Source organism: Clostridium sp. AF23-6LB, from assembly GCF_003461085.1.
Taxonomy (GTDB): Bacteria; Bacillota; Clostridia; order Lachnospirales; family Lachnospiraceae; genus Coprococcus; species Coprococcus ammoniilyticus.
Map to the genome: position 1 here is coordinate 897,538 of NZ_QTWK01000001.1, position 26,313 is coordinate 923,850.

A 26,313-nucleotide genomic window follows, 5' to 3' on the forward strand; every position below is an offset into this window, starting at 1 on the left:
TTCAATCCCCCACATCCGTGAAGGCTTTCAAACAGACATTACAGTCATTCTCCTGCTCCGCACTCGACCACTTCGTGCCATACAGGCTGATATAGCCCTCGCCATCCGTGATATCGAAGTTCGCCGTTTTCTCATCATTATTATATTCGATTGCGATCGGCATCGTGGAATCCTGTGTGTTCACATGCACAACCACCGCAAATTTCCGATCATCCGGAAGCGATACTGCCTCATTTAGATTGATCGTATAATAACCCTCGTACTGCATTTCACCGGATGCCACCTTTGTTCGCTGCTGCAAGTCGGATACATCGGTAAAATCCGTCACAACATACACATCATATGTCGTTTTCGGGCCTGTCGCATAGAAAGAAACTGCCTTTAATGTCTCGTTCTTTCCAGCCGTATAGACATTTGCAAAATAGGCCTCCGGCCTGTCGTCAAATCCCATCGTTCCGACCTCGCCCATCAGATCTGACTGATAGATCTTGTCGTAGTTGTCACTATTTCCAAGCTTCGTATATACTACGCTGTTCATACCGATATTGGTATCATAATAAGAGATATAAAAGAATCCCTCGTCACCAAAATCCTGCCCCCAGCTATTCTTGCAGATAAATGCGCCGTCTCCCGCCGGTTCTGTATTAAAATATTCCTTCGGATAGTTGTCATCCCAGCCAACGATCACCACGTCATGATTCGGCGTCTGATCTCCATCATAATAATAGGAACTGCGGTTTCTGTTATAGTAATAAGAACTACTCGTTGCATTCTTCATATCACAGTAAATAACCGTTTCCACACCGCCATATTTGTATACGGATGATTTGATCGCCTCGTAATTCTTGTCCTTCAGGATGATGGCTTCTTCCAGATGCTTTACCGCCGACAATCCATTTACCGTCTGGTTATCACCATACGGATCATCTTCCTCAAGCACCGGTCCCTGCCATGCCGCAAGATAGGCTATACTCATATAATATTCGCCACCGTCAAATGGGCTGACATTAAAGCTGTTATTCATTGCCATATGATCAACAGAAAATACCAGATTTTCAGCCGGACGGATCGTACTTTCCAGTGCCGCAAGTGATGCAAATGCCCAGCAGGTTCCATAGATACCCTGATCTCTTACAAGAGATACACGATCATGTTCTCTCATGTCATATGCAGCCGGAAGCTTTTCTTCCTCGGCAATCTTTTTTAACACCGCAGCATTTGTCTCCAGATTGATATTACAGCTGTAGTTTAATGCCTCGCAGATCTCATTCACCGGCACATAGATGATATCATCCTTTTTCTCCGGCTTGTCGATTGCCTGTATTGCATTTCCATTGATATTTACCACATCCGAATCACCATAAACTTTAACAAGGCTGTCACCTTTTGCCAGTGTGATCGTTCCGTTTTCATATACATTTACCAGACAATCCAGTTTATCGGTAAATGCTGCGATTGGGATCATCAACTGTAACCGATCACTGAAATATGCCTGATATTCCGCCTCTGTGATCTTATTGTCATTGATATATAACGTAACACCCTTTTCATTTGCACTTGTTACGATCTCTTTCATCATTGCCTCGGCCGCAGCCTCCGAACCGTCGGTCTTTTCCACGCTCACATCCGGATGCCGGAAGAAGCCCAGATAGAGCAATACACTCAAGATTGCAACTGCTACCGCTATCAAAAACTTTTTCAATTTGGTCTCACTTTCTCTTTGGCGGCTTTGGTCCCATGAACTGATAGAAATAGGATTTGATCATACCATTGTAGATCTTACGGTTCTTATCCGCCTTTCTTCCTATATATTTCTCCGCCTCACTGTATGACGTGATCAGGAACATCGACCAGTCATCCAGTCGTCTGAAGCTTTCCCCGATCGTCTTATATAATTCAGGAAGATCCTCCCGATCCTCGAGACGTTCACCATATGGCGGATTCGTGATGATAAAGCCATATTTTTTCGGATGCCTGAGATCCTTTACATCTCTCTGCTGAAAATGGATATGTGCATCCACTCCCGCTGCTCTGGCATTCTCCATCGCACACTTCACCATTTCATTATCCAGATCGTAGCCCTGAATATTCATCTTCACATCATGGTCGATCATGTCATTTGCTTCATCGATCGCATTGTACCACATCTTCTTATCTCCGACCTTCGCCCACTCGGAAGCCAGGAAATCCCGGTCGATGCCCGGTGCGATCCTTGCTCCGATCATAGCAGCCTCGATTGGAAATGTTCCGCTTCCACAGAATGGGTCGACCAGTACACGATCCTTGTTCCACGGTGTCAGCATGATCAGTGCCGATGCCAGGGTTTCTGATATCGGGGCCTTACCAACCAGCTTTCTGTAGCCACGTTTATGAAGAGATACTCCTGATGTATCTAACCCTATTGTAACAATATCCTTAAATATAAATACACGAACCGGATATTCTGCTCCATCTTCCGTGAACCATGATACATGGTAGGTCTGTTTCAAACGTTCTACCATAGCTTTCTTCACGATGGACTGGATATCAGATGGGCTGAACAGTGCGCTCTTATTTGATGTAGCCTTGGATACCCAGAATTTTGCATCACGGGTCAGATACCGCTCCCATGGAATACTCTTGGTTCCTTCAAATAATTCATCAAATGTTACAGCCTTAAAGCTTCCGCACTTGATCATGATACGTTCAGCTGTACGAATAAACATATTTGCTCTTGCAACCGCATCCTCTTCTCCTGCAAATGTAATTCTTCCGTCTTCTACCTGAACGATCTCATATCCAAGATCCAGGATTTCTTTTTTCAATACTGACTCCAATCCAAAATGACATGGAGCGATCAATTCGATTCTGCTCATATGCTTCCTTTCAATCACAAGTGCCAGATTCAGACATTTCTGTCCAAATCCAGCACTCCTTTTCTCTTATATCTTTGTTTCTGATTTTATTTTCTGCGTTTATTTATAACAACGATTCCGGCAAGCCCCAGTGAAATGATCATACCTGCAACTGCTGTCTTCATAGCAAAATCATCTCCTGTCTTTACTCCGGTGTTCTTCTGGTCATCCGGCTTATCGGCATCTGTTTTCTCTGTTGTTTGGTCCTCCGTTGATACAACTTCTTCGGATTCTGTTGTCACATCTTCCGTTTCATCCTGAGTATCATCCGTTGACTCTGTCGTTACATCTTCCGTTGTATCATCGGTACTATCTTCTGTCGTAGTTGTAGCTTCCGTTGTATCCTCTGTCGTTGCATCTGTAGAAGCTTCCGTTGTCACGTCTTCTGTTGTCACATCTTCTGTTGTTCCACCATCCGGAACAGACATTTTAACCGTTACTTTTGTTGCTCCCGATGCATAATAATTTGCTGTTTCCTTATATCTGACGTAATAATTACCGGCAGAAATGCCTGTGATCGTATTTGCTGTGATCGGCTTCCATACATTCTGGTCAACGGAATATTCCATGGATACATCAACATTTTTAATGGAACCGTCCTTTTTCCCTTTTGCACTTTCATTTTCTGTCGTAAGACCGGTTGGTGCTGTCTGTGGTGCTTTATCGATCGTATAATTCTTTACGGTTTCTCCGTGATAAGTCTTACCCTTTGCTGTTATTTTTACGCTTGCTGTTCCTGCATTGATATTATCTGTAAATGTACAGGTATAATCCGTTCCTTCTGTCAGATCTCTGCCATCGTATGTGACAGTCACTGTTGGCTCTTTTGCTTTTCCATCATATACATAAGAAGTCGGGGCAATGGATACAGAAACTGTCGCATCTGTCAGCCGGCGATAACGAAGCTCTACGCTTCTCGCCTTTGTGCCTGTTTCATCTAATATCGTATTATAGGAATTCGGCTGTCCATCCAATGTGTATCCGGCCGGAAGAAATTCCTCAATACCGCCCACAGCTTCATCTAATGAAAGCAACCCATAATTGCTTAGTCCGCTTGGCGAATTTGTAATCTTATAAACAGATGTCTGATCCATCTGCAGCTTTTCAAGCCACCATTCTGTAAATGCTGCACCATCATGTTGCTGTTCTATATTGCTGTTTACCAGTTTAATGCCACCCTTTGCATACCATCCAAGCTGCGTAAGATCTGCTCTCACATTTTCAAATGTTAATGTATGTTCATTCCCTGTCGCTGCATTCCTGATATAGCCACTATATTCTCCATTTTCTATCACAAGCGAACCCATGATATCGAAATGAACAGCCTTTAACTCCTTCTTATTCAGATCAATCGTAAGATTCTTATTCCCAGCATCAATATATGTTGATGTACTCTCACAATTATATAGAAGCTTCAGTATATCACCGTTTCCGGCAGCCGCCGCTGCATCTTCCAGTTTAGAATAAGTGCCCTTTGCTGTTCCACTTGCATCCTCTACCTCGATGCATTCTACCGGATCATTACAATCCACACAGGCTCCATCCTTCACCTGTGAATGTTCACATGCCGCCTGTGTCTCTGCCAGTCCATTTGCCCCTGCAAATGCTGCTACTGCAAAAAAAACTGCCGCAATGATCGTTCCTAAAATTCTTTTTCTCATTTACCCTATATCCTTTCTTTTCTAAAAAAATAAGTACCTCCGGAATATCCTGGGATACCCGCCAATTACCCTGTCCATATTATACATACTTCCCCCTGCCACCACAAGTAAATTAAACAAAAAAAACCCGGCCATGCACTTCCTTAACAGGTTCTGTCATGTCCGGGATCGATCTATTCTGTTATTCTCATTTTCAAACCACATTTTCTTCTCTTTCATAATGGCTAGTTACACCCTCTGTCAGCGGTTTTTCGTCAATGCTCCTTTATACTGTACGATTCCCCCAACGGTATTGATCACCTTATATCCTGCCTGCGACAGCAGTCTCGCTGCCAGTGCACTGCCGCCTCCATACTGACAATATGTGAGCAGCACTTTATTTTTAGGAAGATTATAATTACCATACTGTATATCCGACAATGGTACATTGACTGCCATTGGTATGTGTCCTCTCAGAAATTCTTCTTCTGTACGAACGTCCACGATCACCCCGCCATATCGGACTGCTTCCTGCATGATATCGCGGACCGGTATGTTGTGAAATCTCATCATTTCACCCCCTGGCAAATGTTCCTGCTATATGGATTCCTATATATTCATCATATGTCTCTTCCATCAAAACGTGCGGCATATTCAGCGTTTCTGCCACAATTCCTGTCTTATTTCCGTCCTTGTCCGTTGTACCCTGTCATGCCATAATCCGTACCAGTGCCATTCGACGTATAACTCTGTGGATAATTCTGTGATCCGGGATTCTCCTGCTGCCGATATGGATTCACTCCAGTTTGCGGATATTGATTAACTCCAGTTTGCGGATATTGATTCATCCCCCGCGCATAGCCATTACCCGGATACTGGTTCATCTCCTGCACATAGTCATTACCCGGATACTGGTTCATCCCCTGCACATAGCCATTACCCGGATACTGATTCATCCCCTGCACATAGCCATTACCCGGATACTGATTCATCACCTGTGTATAACCACCATTGTATGGGTTGTAATTTGTATTCTGCATATATCCTCCGGCCTGACCATATGCATCACCACCCGGATAGCCCGGATAACCCGCCCGGTAATCCGGTTGATCTGGATAATAATATCCTCTGCCCGGTCTGCGAAAATCCATCCGGTACATCCCATAATCTGCAGTCTCCGGTCTGCCGTCAATTCTGCGGTCATGCGCTGAACAGTAAAAGATCAGAAAAATTGAAAGTACATACATCACTCCAAGGATCAGGAATACCCATGCCTCCGAAATATATCCATACGATGCCGCCATCACAAGATAGTCATATAAGCCATGAATAAATACCGGCACGATATATGCCCATGCCATAAATCCGATCATACCCGCACGGTCACCTGCATATGCCGCTTCTCTGCCCTTCGCATAAAGTGCACCCATGATAACACCTACCGTACAATGAAGTGGAATAGCGGTAAATGCCCGGAGGATGCCCGTTCCGATTCCGCCTGAAGCAACATATAAGATATTTTCCAATATAGCAAAGCCAAGCGATGCACAGACCATATAAATAACTCCATCATAGCTGTGCTGAAATTCTCTGCTTTTCCATGTAGTGCAGACCGTTACCAGATATTTTCCAAGCTCCTCCACAATTCCGATCACCAGAAAGCAGAGCACCAGCAGCATCGTCTGATGATCCGTATCTGTCTGTGCAACGATTAACTGCCCGATAAATTCTGCAATCGCTGCCGGAATGATCGTACCTGCACCAAGTGCCAGAAGCAATACCATTAATTTGACCGGCGGCTTCTCTTTCCGGTCTCTCATATATATAAAACCCAGCAGGATCAATGCCGGTAAGACTGCTATTATGATCAGTATTCGACTCATATGCCCTCCCATTATCCTGATCCGATGTCTGTAATCACAACCATCGAATCTTTTCAACATAATATGACTTGTTTAAAATTATACCACCCGGCAGTGAAAAACTCTACTTACAGGTCTTATTTTACATATAAAATATGGGAGGCGTATTGCTTACGTCTCCCATACCATTTATTCATATTTTTTGAGGAAAATATATGACAATAATTATTTTACATTGAAGGCTTTCATACCCGGATATACGGCTGAAGCACCAAGCTCTTCTTCAATTCTTAAGAGCTGGTTGTACTTAGCTACACGCTCGGATCTGGATGGTGCGCCGGTCTTGATCTGGCAGGTATTTAAAGCAACTGCAAGATCTGCGATCGTTGTATCTGCCGTCTCACCGGATCTGTGCGATGAGATAGCTGTGTATCCGGCCTTGTGAGCCATCTTGATTGCTTCCAATGTCTCTGATACAGAACCGATCTGGTTTAATTTGATCAGGATACTGTTACCACAGCCAAGTTCGATACCCTTTGCAAGTCTCTCTGTATTTGTAACGAAAAGGTCGTCACCAACTAACTGAACCTTGTCACCAAGCTCTGCTGTAAGCTTCTTCCAGCCTTCCCAGTCTTCTTCGTCCAGACCATCTTCGATGGAGATGATCGGGTACTTCTCAACCAGTCTCTTCCAGTGAGCGATCAGCTCCTCTGATGTATATACTGTACCGGCCTTTGGCAGCTTGTACTCGCCAACCTTGCCTGTCTTCCACTCGGATGAAGCTGCATCCATAGCGATCTTGAAGTCCTTACCCGGTTCATATCCGGCTTTCTTTACTGCTTCGAGAATTGTCTCGATTGCTTCTTCATCAGATGCAAGTGCAGGTGCAAATCCACCTTCATCACCAACTGATGTAGCAAGTCCTCTTTCCTTTAAGATTGCCTGAAGTGCATGGAATACTTCTGCACACCATCTGAGACACTCTTTGAATGAAGGAGCACCAACCGGCATGATCATGAACTCCTGAACATCCAGACCGGATGATAATGCATGACATCCACCATTGATAATGTTCATCATAGGAACCGGAAGTCTGTTTCCGCTTACACCACCTAAGAAACGATATAAAGGTACATCCAGTGAAATAGCTGCTGCTCTTGCTGCTGCAATTGATACAGCAAGGATTGCATTTGCACCAAGATTTGACTTGTCCTTTGTTCCGTCTGCCTTGATCATTGCCTGGTCAACAGCATATGTATCTGATGCATCCATTCCAACCAACACATCATTGATTGTTGTATTGATATTCTCCACAGCCTTCCGGACACCCTTACCGCCAAAACGATTCTTGTCGCCATCACGAAGCTCCAGTGCTTCAAACTCACCTGTTGATGCACCACTTGGAGCTGCGCCACGTCCAACTGTACCATCTGCAAGAATAACTTCTGCTTCTACTGTAGGATTTCCTCTTGAGTCAATAATCTCTCGTCCAATTACTTTTTCGATTTCTAAATAATTCATCATTATCCAATTCCTCTATTCACAAGATTTTAGTTAGTTTTTTCTAACCAACTAAAAAATATCACGTTATAGCCACTGTCGTCAACAAAAATACGTCGAATTAATTGAGAATTTCTATCACGTATTTCGCTTGATTTTTACAAGAACACACCGTATAATGCAGCCATGAGTTAGGTGTGGCTAACCGTTGTATGAACGGCTCTGAAACGACACATACTAACACTGTCGCATTTGATAATTTAATGTTACAGGAGTTTCAGATTATGTTTGAAGAATATTTGATCACACATTGTTCGCCTACATTGGCATCCTTAAAACCTGCCAGCCTGTTTCTTTATCGTTTTTCTTCTGGAGAAGAATTATACGAAAGTGTGGCTGTCTGGGATGCACAATTTCAGAAAAAAGGGATCCGGATCACGATCCTCCGGGAAAATGCTGAAACTGCCCTGATCTATGTCTACAGACCGGATGCTATGGGTCGCGAATTATCAAGACCGGAGATCCTCTCTTTTCTTGTAAGCACAGGATATCAGGCAGGAACGATCGACCAAATGCTTGAACAGCTTCGTACACGTCTTCATGGTTCGGAAGAATTTCCGCATGAGATCGGTGTCTTCCTTGGCTACCCGTTAAATGATGTTCTCGGATTTATCAAATACCACGGAAGCAACTGCAAGGGCATGGGCGACTGGAAGGTATACGGAGATCTGGGTGAGGCCCAGAAAACATTTGCCAAATTTAAAAAATGCCGTGAGATCTATGCAAATCTCTGGCATCAGGGACGAACCATCTGGCAGTTGACGGTTGCTGCATAATTATAGCATCTGCATAACAAAATAAGTATTTATGCACATGGCGTCCACATAACAAAATGAATATAGGGAATTCCCGTAAGCATTTTCGCGCGGAGATCTCTAAATATAAAATACATGAATTATAAGGAGGAACCTACTATGAGTAAGGTTGCAGTTGTATATTGGAGTGGCACAGGTAATACAGCATTAATGGCACAGGCTGTTGCAGAAGGTGCAAAAGCAAAAGGTGCAGAATGTGATCTTTTAACATCCGCAGAATTTACTGCAGATATGGTAGATAACTATGATGCAATCGCATTTGGCTGCCCTGCTATGGGTGCTGAAGTCTTAGAAGAAAGCGAGTTTGAGCCAATGTTCGCTGAATGTGAACCGGCATTAAACGGTAAGAAGATCGCCATCTTCGGTTCATACGGCTGGGGAAGCGGCGAATGGATGGATACATGGGAAGCTCAGTGCCAGGCTGACGGTGCTGTATTTGCAGCAGCTCCACTGATCTGCCATGAAACACCGGATGAAGCAGGTCTTGCTGATTGTACTGCACTTGGCGAAGCACTTGTTTAATAAATAATAATACACATCTCTAAACACAACCAAAACACAGGAATCTGCCATGTGGCAGTCCTTCCGCTTGTACATTATCGTACAATCCCAAAAATGCTCTGGCAAACCACACCTCTGCCAGAGCATTTGTTTTTTATAGTTTCTGTTTTATATATGTTCTATTTCTGACTCTTCTTTAATGTTGCGACAACCTTACCTTTTACATTGATGATCTTTACAGTTCCATCTTCATAGCTTGCTTTTTGATTGCTTTCCGCAAACATGATATATCCCGGACATGCTGCCAGAACGTATACCTTCTTCTTGGATGACTGGTAGATCTTTTTCTTGGAAGTTCTGCCCGTACTCTTTCCATAATAAGAATCTCCAAATTTATAAATGGAATTTGAGCTTTTTCCGTTTTTGATCAAAGTACCATACTGATATCCCCTGACGGTCAGACTCTCATTATACTGCATATCATCAAAAGCTCTGACAAATGCATTGCAAACCGTTTTATTTCCTGCCGAGTATTTCTTTTTATGCTTATATTTTGTGTCAACGGAATAGGATTCTGTCACATACGGAAATACACTGTAGAAATATTTGCCCTTATAATAGAATACCGTTCCATTTGCACCATCTTTTACCCTCATGTGACACTTCTTATCAGTTCCGTCCAGTTTCATTGAGCATAAACCAGAATGACCATAATAAAGTCGGTTGTTTTTCATAAAACCAAGTCTTCCATTTTTACAGATCTGTTTTGGCTTTGAACTTCCATCAGCCTTGATCTTATAGATACTCATCTGGCTGTCCTGATAAAGGTTGTAATACAGATATCCTTTGTGTACCAAAACTCCACTGACAACGGCGCTCTTTACAACATACTTTGCAGTCTGTTTTTTCATATTATACGCAAGTACACCCTTTGAGGTTTCTATGTAAAGATAGTCACCTGCATGATACAGTTCTCTCGCTGATACATGCCTTACGGTTGACGCTGCTTCCAGTTCTGCCGTCTGCTCCGTCTCAACGTCTGTTGCTGCCAGACTTACATTGGAACCTGTCACATTCATTACTCCACACAGTACAAATGCGATCATTGCCAATACTACTTTTTTTAAATGTCTTTTCATTCATTTTCCTCCTGATTTTTTATCCCTTCCTTCTGCAGATTTTGCAGATACCTGTATTATATCACTGCATATAAAAAATTAATATATAAATTTGTCATGCATGACAGTTTATCCGTCATGGTCTGCATTGTCCATATAAAAAACATCTGCTGATCCATAAACTATATAAAGTCCATACATCAGCAGATGCTTTGTTTTCTTTCACTATATTATATCGTGAGACTTTCTTTATATACAGATCTTGTATTTATATCGCTCCATGCTCCCGCAGCAGTTTCTCGACATCGGTTCCTTCTACCGCCTTTAAAAGCTCTTTCATCGCGATCTTTTCTTTCAGACCAAGCTTCATATCTGTAATCTTTCTTCCATCCCGGATCGCTACTGTCGCATTTAACAGGTCGCGGACATCATAGACACTGCCCCAGACCTCAGGCACACCACGGTCGATATTCAACAGAGTATATACTGCCTCCATACCGGTACGGATCGAATACTCGGTCGTAAATATCGTATCTCTTGCTGTCTCTGCAAACTGTCCAAGAAATGCAAAGTTTACCGCGCCCTCCGGTACAACATCCGGGCGGTCACCTTTCTCACGCGGCATGAAAAATGCTGTAATATACGGCATCATAACCGGCACTGTGTTTGCGCTGTGCTCAGCAAGCTCCGGTATTTTCTCCTCCGGTACTCCGATATGATAGAGCCATTCTTCGCAGATCTCCTTACCGGTACATTCCCGCATGGTCTTCTTTACATAATCACCCGGTTTATTCGAGAATAAGCCATATACCCATACAAGCACCTGACCCTTTGGCTGATTACGAAACTGTGGCTGGCGATTGATCGTCCAGGAGAGCAGCCATTCGGAATCTCTTGCAGTCACGATACCACCTGTAACTACCTTGCCGGAAAGTGGATCCCTCTTGCATATATTCTTAATATACGGAAGGATCTTTTCATCCAAAGTCGTTACCGTTGCACTCATCCAGTTTGACTGCTCCGGATCGTAACAGAATTTGTCCGGATGTCCGAAGGATGGATCCTGTGCAGCGATCTTCCGCCACATATCCCATCCGCCGCCTTCGCGGATCTCGGTCTTGAACTCAGCCGGTTTGTTCTGGCTTCCGTATGAAGAATTCTCCACGCAGCCGCCATTTGTGATAAATACCAGATCATTCTCGGTCAGGTCGATCGCATCTGCTTCACCGTCACGGATAATATCAATCTTCTTTGCCAGCTTTCTTCCTGCTTCGATCTCGAATTCCACATTTATAACCTTGGTATTATAATGGAACACCACACCGAATGATTCCAGATATTTTACCATCGGAAGAATCATGGACTCATACTGGTTATATTTAGTAAAACGAAGTGCCGTGAAATCCGGCAGTCCTCCGACATGATGGATAAAACGCTTAATATAGAGCTTCATCTCAAGTGCAGAATGCCAGTTCTCAAATGCAAACATCGTCCGCCAGTACATCCAGAAGTTAGAGTTGAGCACTTCTTCATCAAAATACTCATCGATCCGTTTATTATATAATTCTTCATCCGGGGTAAAGAACAGCTTCATGATCTCCATTGCACCCTTATCGGATAATCCGAATTTCTTATCGGTATGTGCATCCTGTCCCTGATTCTCAGTTGCCCGACACAAAGAATAGTTCGGATCTGCTTTATTCAGCCAGTAATACTCATCCAGTACACTGATGCCCTCTGTCTCAATGGACGGAATCGAACGGAACAGATCCCACATACACTCAAAATGGTTATCCATCTCACGTCCGCCACGCATAACATAGCCAATATCGCTGTACTGATAACCATCACATGCACCGCCCGGAATTGGATCTTTCTCCAGAATGTGTACATGTGAGCCTTTCATCTGTCCATCTCTTACCAGAAAACAGGCTGCCGCCAATGCACCAAGTCCCGAACCTATAATATATGCCGATTTCTGATCCACACCCGCCGGCTTCTTAGGTCTGGCAAATGCTTCATAATTTCCACTTGCATAATACATACGAATTACCTCCAATCTATACAGCCTGCCCGCAAACAGACCAGTTATCTCAAAAACTGTCTTTATTATAAGATGCCCCGTTTTTGCCCTCAATAAACAAAAAAAGTACCGTGATAAAAATATATTCACGGTACTTGTTCTGTCTAAAATTTTATCATTTCCCCTGTTTTGATGGGATAACCGGTCTGAAAAATAAGACACATTGTTTTTTCAATGTATCTGTCAGCTCTCTGTTTTTTTGTGAAAGGCATCCGTCCGAAACGCTTCCAGTGCTCTGGTAATATTATCATGCATCACCAGTCCCATCTTATCCACGATCACATGTGGATCCTGCTTCATGCCATTCTCAATCCATTCAAGCAACACACCGACAAAGGAGCATTTGTAAAAATCAGCAATGAACTTCTTATCTTCATCCCGCACCTGCATATTCTTCGCCTTATCTTCGATGACCTTGATCATCAGATCATACGTCAGACTGTACAGATATTTTTCTACCTGATCTCTGCTGATCGAATGATATGCATTCATCATAAATGTCTTATTCTCGCTCACCGCTTCAAAGATACGAAGGAAGCCTTCCTGCCAGGTATCATAGGTTTTATTCTCACCCAGTATCCTCGTTGCATCCTCCACACACACCCACTCTACCAGATCATAGATATCTTTAAAATGGTAGTAAAATGTCATCCGGTTAATACCACAATCTTCTGTAATATCGGTTATTGTGATCTTGTCAAGCGGTTTCTTTGTAAGAAGCTTCTTCAGTGATGCTTCCAACGCACGTTTCGTTATCTGAGACATTTCCTTGTAACCTCCGCGTCTATTGTTCATCAGAAAAAAAGTTATCCTTACTATACCATACCCACCAGAATTTTGTAAAATTAAAAATAAGCTAATGGCATGAGAAAATTCCTCATGCCATCATCTTATATTTTACACGCAAAATTCTGGTCTGGATGTGGTATATCATACAAAAAACGGCCGGTCAACTGTAACATACAGAGACCGGTCAAACGAAAAAACAATCTATATCATTCAGGGTGTGAAAAAAGCCCTACAGAAGGAACTGTTTCATATGATGTTACAAACAGATAAAACCGCCATGTAACATGCTTTTATGCAAGGACTACATTATCGGAAGCTTCTATTTCTGCTTTCTTTGCATCCTCCCTGATCTCAACAAATGCTGTATTGTCGAGAGCCTCTTCTGCAATACTTACACAGTTTTCTGCGATACGGTTGATGTTGTCAAGTGTGTATAATCAATGTAAAATTTTATTCTTTTTTATATCAGTCAACCTATATTGTAAAATGCTTTTACAAATATCTTCCTAACTCCTGCTTCCATATTTCTTCCAGTCGTTCCAGCGAAAACGCTGCATTTGCCGGGCTTGTCGACGGCAGTTCGATCATCGGAAGATCAATATGTTCCGCCTGATATTTTTTATATAATCTGCCCGCAGTCTTTCCATTTGTAAAAACTGCCTGTATCGGGGCATGTGTTACAATGCTTTCAATATCTGCAGGAACAACATTTCGGATACTGCTGTCACTGGAACCGATGATCTCACAAGCCCGGATCACATCATAGACCGCCACATGACCGGCAAGCAGCATCCGTTTTTTCTCTTCTATCGTCAAGGGTTCCGGTACACCAAGTACAGCTGCCACTACCTTCCAAAAACGGTTTCTCGGATGTCCGTAGTAGAAGCCCTGCTCTCTGGATTTCACCGATGGCAGACTGCCAAGAACCAGCACCTGTGATTCTTCATTATATACCGGAGCAAATTCATGCTCTACATACTGATATTCTGACATTTTTATTTCCTTTCAAATAAAGAATTGCCTGCAAATCTTACACATTCAAACGGAATTACAAAATAATTAACTTCCACTCCGTAAAATATGCATCCGCAAAAATGACTTGTTTTCTGTTTCAAATAACCTTTGTATTTGAACGGTCATTTCCTGCATATAAATCATTTTTCACTTTATATTTTTATATGATTTCTCCATCTAAGATCTTTATTCCAAATCTCTCCATATCCACCCGTCCATCGACAACTGTAACTCCATCTGCCGTCAATCGATCTGCCTGTACATTCTTTCCGCCAAATGCAAATGCTCCGGATAATTCACCCTTTGCATTTACCACACGAAAGCAGGGAATGTGCTCCGGATCCGGATTCTTATGAAGCGCATTTCCCACTGCACGCGCCATCTTCTTATCCCCGGCAAGCTCCGCGATCTGACCATAGGTTGCAACCTTTCCGGCTGGAATCTTTTTCACAGCCTCATAGATTCTCTTTGATGGACTGGTTGTCACCAGATCATAACTCTCTGCGATCATCCGTTTCACATCCTGATCCGGAATGCTTCCATCCAGAATGATCGTATTCCAATGCTCCTTATTCTGATGCCAGCCCGGTATCACCGAGTCAAACGCACTCCGCCAGAAATCCCGCCATTCCGGATCGACCTTTACGTTCAGATTAATATATCCGTCTCTCTCATATGTCCACAGAAATACCTTCTTGCTTCCTTTCACACGCACCAGTTGCCAGTTCGGATCATGAAATGGCGCCTGCTGATATGTATCAGGAAAAGACAGTCCATATGCCAATGCTTCTTCCCTTGTTGTCATTTATTTTCCTCCAACCTGCTTTACATAGTCTGCGATCATCTCTGCTGTCTTATCCACGCCCAGACGGACCGCATCCATACACAGGTCATAATTTTCTGCATAGCCCCATTCTTCTCCGGTATAATATCTGTGATAGCCACGCCGTTTCTCATCTGTCTTTTCAACAAGCGCTATAGCCTTTCGCTCCGAGATTTTATGCTTTCCTGCGATATGATACGCCCGCTGCTTCTTATCTCCGCACAGAAACACCCGGACAGCATCCTTATCATCCCGGTAGGCATAATTCGAAGCACGTCCTATAATAATAAAACTCTGTCCACCAAACATTGCTGACAATGCCCGTTTCGGTGTATCATACTGATTCTTCGGACAGAAATCATCGGCGACAGAACTGATCATCGCATTTACCGGCTGTTCCCCAAAATACATCGGATATTTCTCATAAATCTTTTTTTCTTTTGCAAGTGCGATCAGTTCAGGCTTTGTATAAAACGGAATCCCTAACAGCTCTGATAATTTTCTTCCGATCTCATCTCCCGCACATCCACACTGTCTTCCAAGTGTTACGATCATACGCTCTTACCTCCTTCTTATATATTATCTCTACTCATCTACAATGCAAGCATCTGGCTGATCAGATGATAATGCCCGTCTACCGCCGCTTTCATGGCTACTTCATCACGTTCCAATACACTATTATAGATCTGCTTGTGATAATTAAGCAAGTTTGCCTTTTCTTTTATATTCACACGACGCAGCACCAGATCGATCCATTCCCGGTAAACGATCATAACCGCCTCCATGATCATTGAAAACAGTTCATTCTCTGTCGCCCGGATCAGCAGTTCATGAAATTCCTTATCCACGCTAACCAGTTCGGAACCATCCGCCTGCTCCATCCTTGCCAGATTATCCTCTAGAAGCACCTGACACTCAAATGGTATTCCTTTCTCGATCAGCATACTGCATACAGACTTTTCCATTGTACAACGGAACTCACAGACCTCGGATTTCGTGATACTGCCAAGTGCCAGCATCATCATAAGCATTTGACGGATCGACTCTCCGGCATTTTTTGATATATAATTTCCCGATCCCTGTACGCGTTCGATCATTCCCATGCCATGCAGGATACTGAGTGCCTCTCTGGTCGAATTTCTTCCGATTCCCAACGTCTCCGCTATCGTACGTTCGGTCGGAAGCTTGCTTCCGATCTGCAAGGTTCCGTCCTGCATCAGGCTGTAAATATATTGAATTGCTTTTTCATATTCTGATGTAACATGTTGTTTTTCCATACTCGTCTCCCTGACTATCAATAAATTTCGTTATTTCTATATTTTGATATCTGATCTGTAAATTTGAAATAAACCCCTGCATTTTATAATGCGGCGTATATAACTACATAAAATGCGCAAATAACGACGAAAGCACAACCGTAAGAATACCGGAAACCGCAATCGCCAGACTGCTCATTGCACCTTCCACTTCACCGATCTCGATCGCCTTTGCCGTTCCGATCGCATGAGATGCAGATCCAAATGCCAGACCCTTTGATATCGGTTCGGTGATTCGAAAAATCTTGCACACTAATTCACCAAATATATTTCCAAGAACACCCGTTACGATAATAACCGCAACCGTAATCGTTACATATCCACCCAGTTCTTCTGAAACACCCATACCGATCGCTGTCGTGATAGACTTCGGAAGCATCGTTACATAATCCTCATGTGTAAGTCCCATGATCTTTGACAATACAAACACCGTACAAAGACTTGTCACCACACCGGCAACAAGACCTGCCATAACCGCCTTACAGTTATGCTTCAGCAGTTCCCACTGTTCATAGAGCGGGATCGCCAGACATACGGTTGCAGGGGTCAACAGCCAGCTTAAATATTGGGCGCCTTCATTATAAGTATCATAATCCACCCTGCTCACAACCAGTACCAGGATGGTAACTACAATCGAGATCAGCAACGGATTAAATATTCCCAGTTTGAATTTTTTCTTTAATATCGACCCGATCAAATATGAGATCAGGCTAAGTGTAACTCCCGCAAACAGGGAGTTTTCAAAAAAATCATGCATCCTCTTGTTCCTCTTTCTTCCTGTCTTTTCTGATGATCCACTGTGACAGTCTGCCTGTCATCGCCATAACCGTAATGATCGTAACGACCGTGATCACACATACCGGAATCAGCACCGGCTTCAGCGTTCCCCAGCTAACCATCAGACCAACACCGGCAGGAATGAACATCAATGGCATGATCTCAATTAAGAATTTTCCTGTCTCCTTCACCGCTTCTAACTTGATCCAACCCGTCATCAGGCATACAAATAAAATCGCCATTCCATAGATGCTTGCAGGAATCGGCAACGGTAATACATATTTGAGCAGTTCCCCGATAAATGAAATTGCAAGAATGATTAAAAATTGTCTAATATACTTCATTCAAATATCCTCTCTACATTTTTTATCCTTTTTCGTTTGAACTATACTTTTTCATATAAAAGAAATTGGTAGCACCAATTCAGTGCTACCAATCATTATACTGCCATCTTATTATTTGTCAATTTATTATTTTACCAAATCGGCATCAATATATTCCCAGCATGTTTTCTTGCGGGCTGCTCCCTTCTGCGACTGATGCTATAACTTTCCAGATGAATACTATTTATTCCTGTCAGCGGTATCTCACCTGCCAGAAGACCACCCTTTCCTGTCGTCGACGCACAATCTTTACAAACGGATACTACTCCTGCCGCTGATGTCCCAGCTGCCAGAAAGCTACCGCTCCTGCCGCCGCTACGTTAAGTGAATCCACACCATGTGCCATCGGAATCATAACCGTATAATCGCAGTCAGCTATCGTATCTCCGGCCAGCCCATCGCCCTCTGTACCAAGCACAACCGCCAGCTTTTCCTCACGATTTAACTGCGGATCATCAATTCCTACACTATCTTCCCGAAGTGCCATTGCCGCCGTCTTAAAGCCCATTTCTTTCAATGTCTTCATTGCCTGCTCCGGCCAGATACCATCCTTCTTTGACAACATTGTCCACGGAATCTGGAATACCGTTCCCATACTCACACGGCTTGCACGCCTGTAAAGAGGATCACTGCAGCCACCGGTCAATATCACCGCATCCATTCCAAGTGCTGCGGCACAGCGAAACAACGCTCCCACATTTGTCGGATTGACCACTTCTTCCAAAATAGCGATCCGCTTCGCTCCCTGACATACCTCCTCTATCGTTGGCAATGTCCTGCGGCGCATCGCACACCAGAGTCCTCTTGTCAGATGATAACCGGTAAGCTTCGTCAATATCTCATCCGGTGCAACATAGATTGGAACATCCTCCATCCGATTCAGAATCTCCTCGGCCTCTGCAAGCTGTCCCTTTTCTGCCAGAAAAGACACCGGTTCATATCCACCATCTAACGCCCGCCCGATCACCTTCGGACTCTCAGCAATAAACAGCCCTTCCGCCGGTTCATAGATTGTTGCAAGCTGCCGTTCCGAGAGTTCCGCATAAACCACCAGCTCCGATCGATTCAGATCCGCTACTTCTATTATCTCCATCATAATTCCTTCCTGATACACACGCTTGTCATTTTATTATGTCAATTACCTTTATACCAAATTGGCATCGATATACTTCCAATATGGCTTCTTGTTTACCTCACCTTCATGCTCTATATACCAATTTGCAGCCTCCTGTAACCCGGCATCCATTGACATCGTCTCCGGATATATCTTCTTCTGCCGGGTCACATCAAGACAGTATTCATAATTATAAAAGCTGAAATAATTTCTCTGCTCTACTGTTTCCGGTACCGATACGAATTCCGGTACTTTATCAAAGCAGGCATAACATTTGATAACCCAGTCGCTTATCGATATTACATTTTCATTTCCGACATTTAAGATATGATCAGTTGGGCGCTTTGTAATTAATACTTCCATCAGCCTGCACAAATCTTCCACATGGAAAAACTGTAATTTCATCTCACCGGCTTCCGGCAAATAAAATTTTCTGTCTGCCATTGCACAGTCAAATACAAACGCCTCCCGATAGACGTTGTCCATAGAACCATATAAATATGGCGGTCTTAAAATATAACCATCCGGGACTCTCTCCAACAGTGCATTTTCTGCTTCGATCTTATCTGTTCCATATTTTCCCCAGAATTTATTTACTGCTCTTTCAGAATCCTCATGAAATGGCTGTACACCATACTCCGGATATACCGCACTGGAACTGATCATTATATATTGATCAAAAGAGTCCAGCGAATTATGTAAATCAATTATGTCTTGTGCATCATAAGCGGTTATGTCGGCAACAACATCAAAATGCAGATTCTTCAGCTTATCCCCTAAATTATGCCTGTCGCTTTCAATCAGCGTCACGCCCTTAACCTGCGGTTTTGAATTACGGTTCACTACATAGACATCATATCCATGCTCTACAAAATACTTTGCTGCATACTTACTGACAAATGTGGTTCCACCGGTAATCAAGATTTTCTTCATTGATATCTCCTTTTCTGCTGCACAGGGCTTGCTTATAAGCCCACCCAATTGTTTGCATCTACAAAGTAACATACCGGTAATTTCATTGTCAATATTGCTGCTAATCGATAAACAAAAAAATACCCGGAAGAGTGCAAACACTCTCCGGATATTTTTTATTTATCTAATCTTCTCGTTACTTACGCGTAGATTACTCGATGATTGTAGCAACACAACTGTTAATATCACAACTTGTATTGTTCTGAATATTTCTAGTGATATTTCATTTCATAAAATAGTACATTTTGTGATTATTATATCTATTTCGAAAGTTTTTCAAGTCCAAAATAAGCCCATGGGCTTTTTACCTCCAATTAAAACGAAAGGACTGATAACAATGAAATTGATACACGCAGAATATAACCCGATGCACAACAGCATCGACATTAACCACTATAACGGCTACATCCTCCGGCTTGATTGTAATCAGGCAGAATCAGGAATACGGACCACGCCTAATTCTCAACGGTGCCTAAATGCTCTGGCGATTGATAATCCACTGAAATACGCCCTGCTTGCACTGGATGGCGAGATTCAGGCATGGGTGAATGCGGAGGATAGTTTGGAAGCGTTTTAATGCGTAAATATATCGGATACCTTCAATTTCAGGAAGTATCCGATATATTTTTTTACGCTACATCATATATGTTCCGTTTTCCCGATAACTGCATTTATCACTTAGATTTCTCCATATACAATCTGCTTGTATGTTTTATTATTAACCAAAATCCGATTTGGAGAAATAACCGAAACATTTACTCCATTTTTATCTCTCTTCTTTTTAGTTATGTCTCCGTATGCAATAACCATAATTTTATCAGGGTATTTTTCTACTAATTCTTTTACCTTTGATATGTATATTTCAAATTCTTCCATCCCAGCCGACAGTTCATTCGAATAGAAAGCCTCCGGAAAAGCAATGTTTACGGTACTATGCTTTGTCGCCAAGTTAAAATATGCAAATTCTCTCTTGTTCTTATCCTCTTCTAACTGGACATTACTTATAAATCCATAAACCGATTTTCTACATCCAATATCATCCGTACTTATATATTCAGCATCCTCATAACGAATTCTTGGCATATATTCACTCTTATTGCCATTTTCATCACCTTCAAATACTACAGCTTCATCCTCGCCAATTGCATCGACCTCCATACTACCATTTGACGGATCAATTATATCTTCGTCAGAATATTGTCTAAGTAAGCCCTCCATTTTTCTTTGTAATCGGCGCAAAATAGTTTCTTCACTAAGTTCTATGCTTTCATAATAAGCACTTAGCTTTTTCCTTCCCATTTTGCCCTTATAATCAACATGATAAGGACAACCTTCTTTATGTAAGTGCCCCTCTTTATTCCATGTGCTAAAGAATTTAACATTATTTTTTCTTTCTGTGAATTTGATTCTAGCCGGACATCCCTTTATACAAGTCAAATGCCCTTTGTATTTTGTTTCATAGTCATTTTTATCTAAATCCCCGCAATAAATTTCCTTTTTAAAATCCCCTTCGACATTTGACCTTGCAAACATAATTTTTTTTGCCATGCACAATAAACTCCTTTCTCCTACAAAATTGTTACTCACAATTTTTTATTTGTAATAACATTCTTATTAAATTATACACTTTTGTTTATTACACACCTACAATAACGCATAACAATTCTAGTTATTCAAATGTAATCTCTTCCTCGGCTTTAACATAAACATCAACCTGTGTATGCACATCAAGTCTGGAAACAACCCATCCTCTCATCATACACATCTTTATAAAGTCATCTATTCTGTTTTCACCATTCATTTCTCGCAAAGTTACAACAATACCAAATTGCAACCCTCTTCCGGCTTTCGGATCAAGTCTTTCTTTTGTTTTAATACTTAGTCCCCACATTCCCGATCGATACGCCTTGCGTGGACGACCATTTTCTTTTAACGCCTCGCTAATATGCTTGACATTATCCCACTTACGATACAATTTTCTCGCATCTTCTTCATAGATTGTATTGAGACCTTCTTCTGCTTGTTTATTATAATCTATAGCTTTAATTACTGCTTTTCCCTTCTGCTCCGCAATTCTTCCAAAATGAATATCCATCTCCGTTGATGTATAATCAACACCTTGGTTTCGATCGCTTTGCGGGAAATAAGCAAGTGTAGCCTTTGCAAAGAAGGGATGTGCATTCATATCTTGTGGAACCGGAATATTATACGTATATACTTCATACTCATCTATGCTTCCAGACATAATAAATCTTATCTCATCCTCTCGAGAATACAAAATGTCCTCTATCCTTTTGGGTACAATGCCATATCCTTTTTCATATTTAATAGTATCCTGTCGATCCCATCCTGCCGCAGAATCAATTATTAAAGCTTTTGCCACTTCACGGCTTAAACCCATAACATGTATAAGATACGCCATTTTGCGAGTTATCCAAGGTGCCGCAAACGATGTTCCGGTTACAGTTGCCTTACCTAAAGGTTCACAAACAACGATTTTGTCAGGACCATCTCCACCATAGTAACAAACATCAGGCTTATTCCTAACTCCTGCTGTACTTCCACATCTGTCTTATTATAATGACTGCAAAAACAAGAATGAAGGATCTCACTGAGCATCACACCATTCGGTGCATAAAACTTCACCAGTGTCATTCCACGATAGATCATATCTGACAAGCCGTAAATGATCATCAGGTTATTCATTTCCCGGTGCATCTTTGGCACATTCAGCTGATTGTTATAAATACTCAGATAACTCAACGCATATGCCATATCTTCATTGATCTTCTCCTGACACTCCATATCCAGTTCTTCCAATACAACCTGGTTTTCTAAAATCAGTTTCTGGTAGCTTGTCATCAGTTCTTTAATATCAGTATAATGTCTTTCGATCGTTACTTCCAGATAATTCTGTGCATGGTTTGCCATCTGGAAGGTAATTTCTTTCATTGATTTAATTGCATAATCTCTATCTGTCATCAGTTTCAAAATCTCCTTATCATCATCACACTAACTGGCGGTCTTTCAGACCAGTTCGCTTTCCCCATGATTTTGATGGGAAGCAATTACTTACTACAATTTGCAGAAGCGGATATCCAAAAGGCATTGTGGGAGCTGCCTTTGCTGACCGGAATCCATCTTCTTATGTAAAACCTGCAGGAATATAAAGGGAAAGTGACTATCCCTGCCGGTTAATAATCCATATAATATCGTCTATACCTATCTCTCCTTATGCTGTTTTTCTCTCCATAAACCATTTATCCACTTCATAGAATAAATGGCTTTCCTGTCCCTGTATCATACAGGTGTACATCATTCCTACACCGCCTGCCTTTCTGCTGGCGCATCGCTCGATTTTCAAAATTCTGTCGATGTTATATTTTCTTCCATCCTCCCATGTAAAAAATATTTTCCAGATCACACAACAACATTACCGGAACACTATTATCTTTTGCAATCTTTTCAATGATCGCAACCACTGGGCAGGCATCTGCATCAACAAATATTTGCATCTTTCTATTTCTCCTCTGAACCATTATAAGAATAAGCTCTGCTGTTCGTATTCTGCCTCTCGTTTTAGCTGAACCGGTACCTGATGCAGAATTTGCTCCATTTTCCTGTCATCGAACCAATCTTTCAGCTGTCCTTTTTCCAATATCAGCGGCATACGATCATGTACTTTTATCATAGATTCATTGGCTGCTGTAGTCATAATCACAAATCGTCGTTCATTCTCAAACCAATCACAGAAGCCAGCCATATACAATACTGGTGCATCATATCTGGAAAATGTATTTTTCTCTTTTAACCGATTCCATTCATAGAACCCACTTGCCGGTATCAAAATGCGGTGATAGAGGATTCCATTTCGAAAAGAAGGTTTGTCCATAACAGATTCTGCTCTTGCATTTATAACCAGATTCTTTCCTTGTGACAATGGATATCCCCACTTGCAAACATCCAGTTTCAATCCATGTTCTGATTTTTCAATGATCGGTGCTACATTGGTTGGAAAGATATCTCCTGCAAAATGTTCCTGCCGGATCCGTTGGTCTATATCATGCACTACTTTTTCGATTTCATCTGCCATATCAGAATCAATATAATATCTACCACACATAATACTTCCTTCACTTATAGATTCTATTTCATCAAATATACATCATTTATTTCTAGGCACTTTAAACTCAGTTAATCTATAATTTTGAATCCACCCCATACATTCTTCACCATCTTCATTCTCCCAAATTATCTGTCGCCACTTTTTATATTTATCTATAATTCTAACAACTTTCCCTTCCTCAAGCTTTTCAATTACAATCGAATGGCAGTCATGCTTCAGTCGTACAATAGATTCTCTATTAACGATTCTATATTTAGTCGTATTTAGCTCCTTCGCATCATATCCCATTCCAACGATGTAATAATTATTGACTTGTTGTGTATAATTGTAATTATTTATCGTTGTTGCTGAAGAATTCGTAACTCCCAAAACAACTGATATAATCGTAATAATAAAGTTCAGCCATTCTCGTATTTCTTTAACATCTATCGTTCGTTTTTCTTCTATTGGCAAATTCTGCTTCTCTTTATTTATCGAAAGATTCGTTGCTCTTTCATATTCCGATGCAATAGTTTCTGACACCGTATCAATATCCCATTCTTCGGATTCTGAGAAAACTTGATCGGTAACTCTTCCCAATAAATTTATATGAGGCTTCTGGCATAATGGTGGAAGCCTAACACCATAAATTAACAACACCATATTGAAAAAACACTTGTGTCCTTTAATGTATTAACTGCGAAGAAAAACACAAAAGGAGTATTCACAAGTGGCTTCAGTTAATACATTATGCAAAAGTGTCCTTAATGTCAAGAACACAGTTATAAAAAATTGTAATCTTTACTCTGATAAGAATGGAGTTAAACATATTCGTATCCAAGCAAGACCTAATAAATGGCACGAGAACGACTGCCCATTCTGCCATAAATCATGCCCTGTTTATGATAAACATTCCAGTAGTATAATGCCGAGATATTACGAAGATAACTCGTAGAAAATGCAAAGTCCAGTCGCAAGTTTAGACACGATATTGCTCTTAACAGTCGTATAAAATCAACATTTGCAGGGATTTATCAAATTCCGACATACCGTCTTAGAAAATGAATAATCCCTCGCAATTCATTATGAACTACGAGGGACTGCTTACTGACTGTTAAAGCGGTAGCCGATCTCACGAACACTATCTATGGAAAAGTGAGAGTTTGTATCACAAAGTTTTTTACGAAGATTCCGAATGTGAAAGCCTACGGTATCCTTTTCATTGCCTGCTGATATTTCGCCCCACACCTTATCATAAATCTGCTCGTATGTAAGAACACGACCTTTATTGGCTGCGAGCAAGCAGAGTATATCGTACTCTTTGACGGTCAGTTCAATTTCCTGACCGTTATTGATAACTCTGCGCCGGCTCAAATTGATTTCTAAGCCGGAAAGGGATAATGTCGGCTCATATGAAATCTCTAATTTTTCAAAATCAGGGTGCTGTTTTACAAAAGCCAGCATATCGTCAAAGGCTGTTGAGTCTTGTGCTTTGAACTCCATTATTACGATTCGTCCTATATTATCACCCCCCTTGGTTAGTTTTTTTGTCTTGGACAACATAAGATTTATTGCGTGAGATAATACGATTCATCAATCGTTTTCAGAATAAAATTCACATCGTCATAACGAGAGGAATCGGACTGAGAGCCTAAACTGCATATCAAAAACTCTTTTCCGTGCTGCTGATAAAGCACAATCAAGTTATAGTCGTCAGACAGAGAGCCAGTCTTAATTCCGCATACATTTTCGTTGTAATATTCGGATGTCGGATCAAGGAAGGCGTTTGTATTCTGCCATATTTGTGTACTGCCATCAGGCAGTGTTGCCGTATAAGTGTTTTGAGATACAATTTCTCTAAACCACGAGTATTCCAACAACCGATATACTACTTCTTTCAAATCTAAAGTGGTGGTAAGTGCCTCCATATCAAAACCACTCGGATCATATAAAACTGTGTCTAAGTACCCCTGCTGTTGCAAATGCAGGTTTAAGTTCTCCATGAAAATCCTCACACGCTCTTGACAGCTTTCTGCTTGCGGCGAAAGTAATCCTCCACAATAATCAGCAACCACATAAGCTGCGTCATTCCCTGACGGTACTAACATTGCCGCAAATAGATTGTGTAAAAAGTATTCTTTTTCCTTGATTTGAGCAACAGACGAGCCAGGTTTCGTGAGTGAAATAGCACCATAGTCTGCAACAACGATACTATCAAGGTCTGCTAAAGTTGACGCATACTCAATAACAAACAGCTTGGCTAAACTTGCAGGAATTTGTGGCTCGTTCTCGTTTTTTGAAACAAATATTTCATCATCAGAACAATCCACCAAAATCAGCGATTTTGCATTATAAGAGTCAGGAAAATCTTCTTTGTAGAGAAAACCATTTATTTTATTCTTTACCTCTCTGAAATTTTCCGGCTGCATTGCCCACGGCACAAACATTATACCTATGCCGATACAAACTACAAGCAAAAACAAAAATACTCCAAATCGTTTTTTCTTACGGCGTTTTCTCTGCATATATGTGCTCACCTCCCAACAC

The 26,313-nt window shown here is 41.7% G+C and carries 27 protein-coding genes and 1 pseudogene; 3 read left to right on the forward strand and 25 right to left on the reverse strand.

What is annotated here, in order from left to right:
- Position 1 precedes the first annotated feature (1 nt).
- From DWY07_RS04170 to eno, 6 genes are all read right to left on the reverse strand, one after another.
- Positions 2 to 1,702: a lectin like domain-containing protein gene (locus tag DWY07_RS04170; protein WP_181983876.1), complete on the reverse strand. Its 1,701-nt coding sequence runs from the start codon at positions 1,700 to 1,702 to the stop codon at positions 2 to 4.
- Positions 1,703 to 1,709: 7 nt separating this feature from the next.
- Positions 1,710 to 2,855 (reverse strand): class I SAM-dependent RNA methyltransferase, encoded by a 1,146-nt coding sequence (locus tag DWY07_RS04175; RefSeq protein WP_117822266.1) that lies wholly within the window; start codon positions 2,853 to 2,855, stop codon positions 1,710 to 1,712.
- An 86-nt stretch (positions 2,856 to 2,941) separates the two neighbouring features.
- Positions 2,942 to 4,555, reverse strand: coding sequence for a hypothetical protein (locus DWY07_RS04180; protein ID WP_117822267.1), 1,614 nt, complete (start codon positions 4,553 to 4,555; stop codon positions 2,942 to 2,944).
- Positions 4,556 to 4,795: 240 nt separating this feature from the next.
- Positions 4,796 to 5,104 (reverse strand): rhodanese-like domain-containing protein, encoded by a 309-nt coding sequence (locus DWY07_RS04185; RefSeq protein ID WP_021943660.1) that lies wholly within the window; start codon positions 5,102 to 5,104, stop codon positions 4,796 to 4,798.
- 110 nt (positions 5,105 to 5,214) lie between these two features.
- Positions 5,215 to 6,417: a PrsW family glutamic-type intramembrane protease gene (locus DWY07_RS04190; protein ID WP_181983877.1), complete on the reverse strand. Its 1,203-nt coding sequence runs from the start codon at positions 6,415 to 6,417 to the stop codon at positions 5,215 to 5,217.
- A gap of 204 nt (positions 6,418 to 6,621) precedes the next feature.
- Positions 6,622 to 7,917 (reverse strand): phosphopyruvate hydratase, encoded by a 1,296-nt coding sequence (gene eno / locus DWY07_RS04195; RefSeq protein ID WP_117822337.1) that lies wholly within the window; start codon positions 7,915 to 7,917, stop codon positions 6,622 to 6,624.
- Between the two features lie 263 nt (positions 7,918 to 8,180).
- Here eno and DWY07_RS04200 point away from each other — a divergent pair, with 263 nt between their 5' ends.
- A complete protein-coding gene (locus DWY07_RS04200; protein ID WP_117822269.1) occupies positions 8,181 to 8,732 on the forward strand; it encodes a DUF3793 family protein in 552 nt (183 codons plus the stop codon).
- Positions 8,733 to 8,870: 138 nt separating this feature from the next.
- Positions 8,871 to 9,293: a flavodoxin gene (locus tag DWY07_RS04205; RefSeq protein ID WP_021943657.1), complete on the forward strand. Its 423-nt coding sequence runs from the start codon at positions 8,871 to 8,873 to the stop codon at positions 9,291 to 9,293.
- A 158-nt stretch (positions 9,294 to 9,451) separates the two neighbouring features.
- Here the strand turns inward: DWY07_RS04205 and DWY07_RS04210 are convergent, their stop codons facing one another.
- The 11 genes from DWY07_RS04210 to DWY07_RS04260 all read right to left on the reverse strand — a co-directional run bounded on the left by DWY07_RS04210 (position 9,452) and on the right by DWY07_RS04260 (position 19,622).
- Positions 9,452 to 10,411, reverse strand: a complete 960-nt coding sequence (locus tag DWY07_RS04210; RefSeq protein ID WP_117822270.1) for a hypothetical protein — start codon at positions 10,409 to 10,411, stop codon at positions 9,452 to 9,454.
- A 247-nt stretch (positions 10,412 to 10,658) separates the two neighbouring features.
- A complete protein-coding gene (locus DWY07_RS04215; RefSeq protein WP_117822271.1) occupies positions 10,659 to 12,434 on the reverse strand; it encodes an oleate hydratase in 1,776 nt (591 codons plus the stop codon).
- Between the two features lie 222 nt (positions 12,435 to 12,656).
- Positions 12,657 to 13,238, reverse strand: a complete 582-nt coding sequence (locus tag DWY07_RS04220; RefSeq protein ID WP_165853015.1) for a TetR-like C-terminal domain-containing protein — start codon at positions 13,236 to 13,238, stop codon at positions 12,657 to 12,659.
- A 516-nt stretch (positions 13,239 to 13,754) separates the two neighbouring features.
- The gene (locus DWY07_RS04225) at positions 13,755 to 14,255 is read right to left on the reverse strand and encodes a DNA-deoxyinosine glycosylase (protein WP_117822272.1); all 501 of its coding nucleotides are present in this window, start codon (positions 14,253 to 14,255) and stop codon (positions 13,755 to 13,757) included.
- 181 nt (positions 14,256 to 14,436) lie between these two features.
- Positions 14,437 to 15,081 (reverse strand): methylated-DNA--[protein]-cysteine S-methyltransferase, encoded by a 645-nt coding sequence (locus DWY07_RS04230; protein ID WP_117822273.1) that lies wholly within the window; start codon positions 15,079 to 15,081, stop codon positions 14,437 to 14,439.
- Entirely contained in the window at positions 15,082 to 15,654 is a 573-nt protein-coding gene (locus DWY07_RS04235) for a cytidylate kinase-like family protein (RefSeq protein ID WP_117822274.1), read from the reverse strand. It abuts the gene before it with no gap.
- A gap of 38 nt (positions 15,655 to 15,692) precedes the next feature.
- The gene (locus DWY07_RS04240) at positions 15,693 to 16,376 is read right to left on the reverse strand and encodes a GntR family transcriptional regulator (protein WP_117822275.1); all 684 of its coding nucleotides are present in this window, start codon (positions 16,374 to 16,376) and stop codon (positions 15,693 to 15,695) included.
- Positions 16,377 to 16,479: 103 nt separating this feature from the next.
- Positions 16,480 to 17,172: an LrgB family protein gene (locus DWY07_RS04245; RefSeq protein WP_021943648.1), complete on the reverse strand. Its 693-nt coding sequence runs from the start codon at positions 17,170 to 17,172 to the stop codon at positions 16,480 to 16,482.
- Positions 17,165 to 17,536 (reverse strand): CidA/LrgA family protein, encoded by a 372-nt coding sequence (locus tag DWY07_RS04250; RefSeq protein ID WP_008402058.1) that lies wholly within the window; start codon positions 17,534 to 17,536, stop codon positions 17,165 to 17,167. The genes DWY07_RS04245 and DWY07_RS04250 overlap by 8 nt, the downstream gene beginning before the upstream one ends.
- A 301-nt stretch (positions 17,537 to 17,837) precedes the next feature.
- Positions 17,838 to 18,671, reverse strand: a complete 834-nt coding sequence (locus DWY07_RS04255) for an RNA methyltransferase (RefSeq protein ID WP_117822276.1) — start codon at positions 18,669 to 18,671, stop codon at positions 17,838 to 17,840.
- A gap of 48 nt (positions 18,672 to 18,719) precedes the next feature.
- Positions 18,720 to 19,622, reverse strand: a complete 903-nt coding sequence (locus DWY07_RS04260; RefSeq protein ID WP_117822277.1) for an NAD-dependent epimerase/dehydratase family protein — start codon at positions 19,620 to 19,622, stop codon at positions 18,720 to 18,722.
- A 376-nt stretch (positions 19,623 to 19,998) separates the two neighbouring features.
- On the opposite strand from DWY07_RS04260, the gene DWY07_RS04265 reads away from it, so the two are divergent.
- Positions 19,999 to 20,238 carry a DUF6061 family protein gene (locus DWY07_RS04265; protein ID WP_117822338.1) on the forward strand — a complete coding sequence of 80 codons (240 nt, stop codon included), beginning with the start codon at positions 19,999 to 20,001 and terminating at the stop codon, positions 20,236 to 20,238.
- Between the two features lie 101 nt (positions 20,239 to 20,339).
- Here DWY07_RS04265 and DWY07_RS04270 read toward each other — a convergent pair whose 3' ends face one another.
- The 8 genes and pseudogenes from DWY07_RS04270 to DWY07_RS04305 all read right to left on the reverse strand — a co-directional run bounded on the left by DWY07_RS04270 (position 20,340) and on the right by DWY07_RS04305 (position 26,291).
- Complete coding sequence (locus DWY07_RS04270; RefSeq protein WP_117822278.1) at positions 20,340 to 21,209, reverse strand: hypothetical protein; 870 nt, start codon at positions 21,207 to 21,209, stop codon at positions 20,340 to 20,342.
- Between the two features lie 121 nt (positions 21,210 to 21,330).
- Positions 21,331 to 22,164: pseudogene (locus DWY07_RS04275) on the reverse strand (serine protease); the annotation flags it as partial.
- Positions 22,137 to 22,643, reverse strand: a complete 507-nt coding sequence (locus tag DWY07_RS04280; RefSeq protein ID WP_242997301.1) for a hypothetical protein — start codon at positions 22,641 to 22,643, stop codon at positions 22,137 to 22,139. The gene DWY07_RS04280 and the pseudogene DWY07_RS04275, both read right to left, overlap by 28 nt.
- 395 nt (positions 22,644 to 23,038) lie before the next feature.
- The gene (locus DWY07_RS13180) at positions 23,039 to 23,176 is read right to left on the reverse strand and encodes a hypothetical protein (RefSeq protein WP_181983881.1); all 138 of its coding nucleotides are present in this window, start codon (positions 23,174 to 23,176) and stop codon (positions 23,039 to 23,041) included.
- A gap of 23 nt (positions 23,177 to 23,199) precedes the next feature.
- On the reverse strand, positions 23,200 to 23,784 hold the full coding sequence (locus DWY07_RS04290; RefSeq protein ID WP_012744277.1) for an SOS response-associated peptidase family protein: 585 nt from the start codon (positions 23,782 to 23,784) through the stop codon (positions 23,200 to 23,202).
- 42 nt (positions 23,785 to 23,826) lie between these two features.
- Positions 23,827 to 24,429 carry a hypothetical protein gene (locus DWY07_RS04295; protein ID WP_015514507.1) on the reverse strand — a complete coding sequence of 201 codons (603 nt, stop codon included), beginning with the start codon at positions 24,427 to 24,429 and terminating at the stop codon, positions 23,827 to 23,829.
- 441 nt (positions 24,430 to 24,870) lie between these two features.
- Positions 24,871 to 25,269: a winged helix-turn-helix domain-containing protein gene (locus DWY07_RS04300; RefSeq protein ID WP_015514508.1), complete on the reverse strand. Its 399-nt coding sequence runs from the start codon at positions 25,267 to 25,269 to the stop codon at positions 24,871 to 24,873.
- Between the two features lie 65 nt (positions 25,270 to 25,334).
- Positions 25,335 to 26,291, reverse strand: coding sequence for a peptidase S11 (locus tag DWY07_RS04305; protein ID WP_012744280.1), 957 nt, complete (start codon positions 26,289 to 26,291; stop codon positions 25,335 to 25,337).
- Positions 26,292 to 26,313 lie beyond the last annotated feature (22 nt).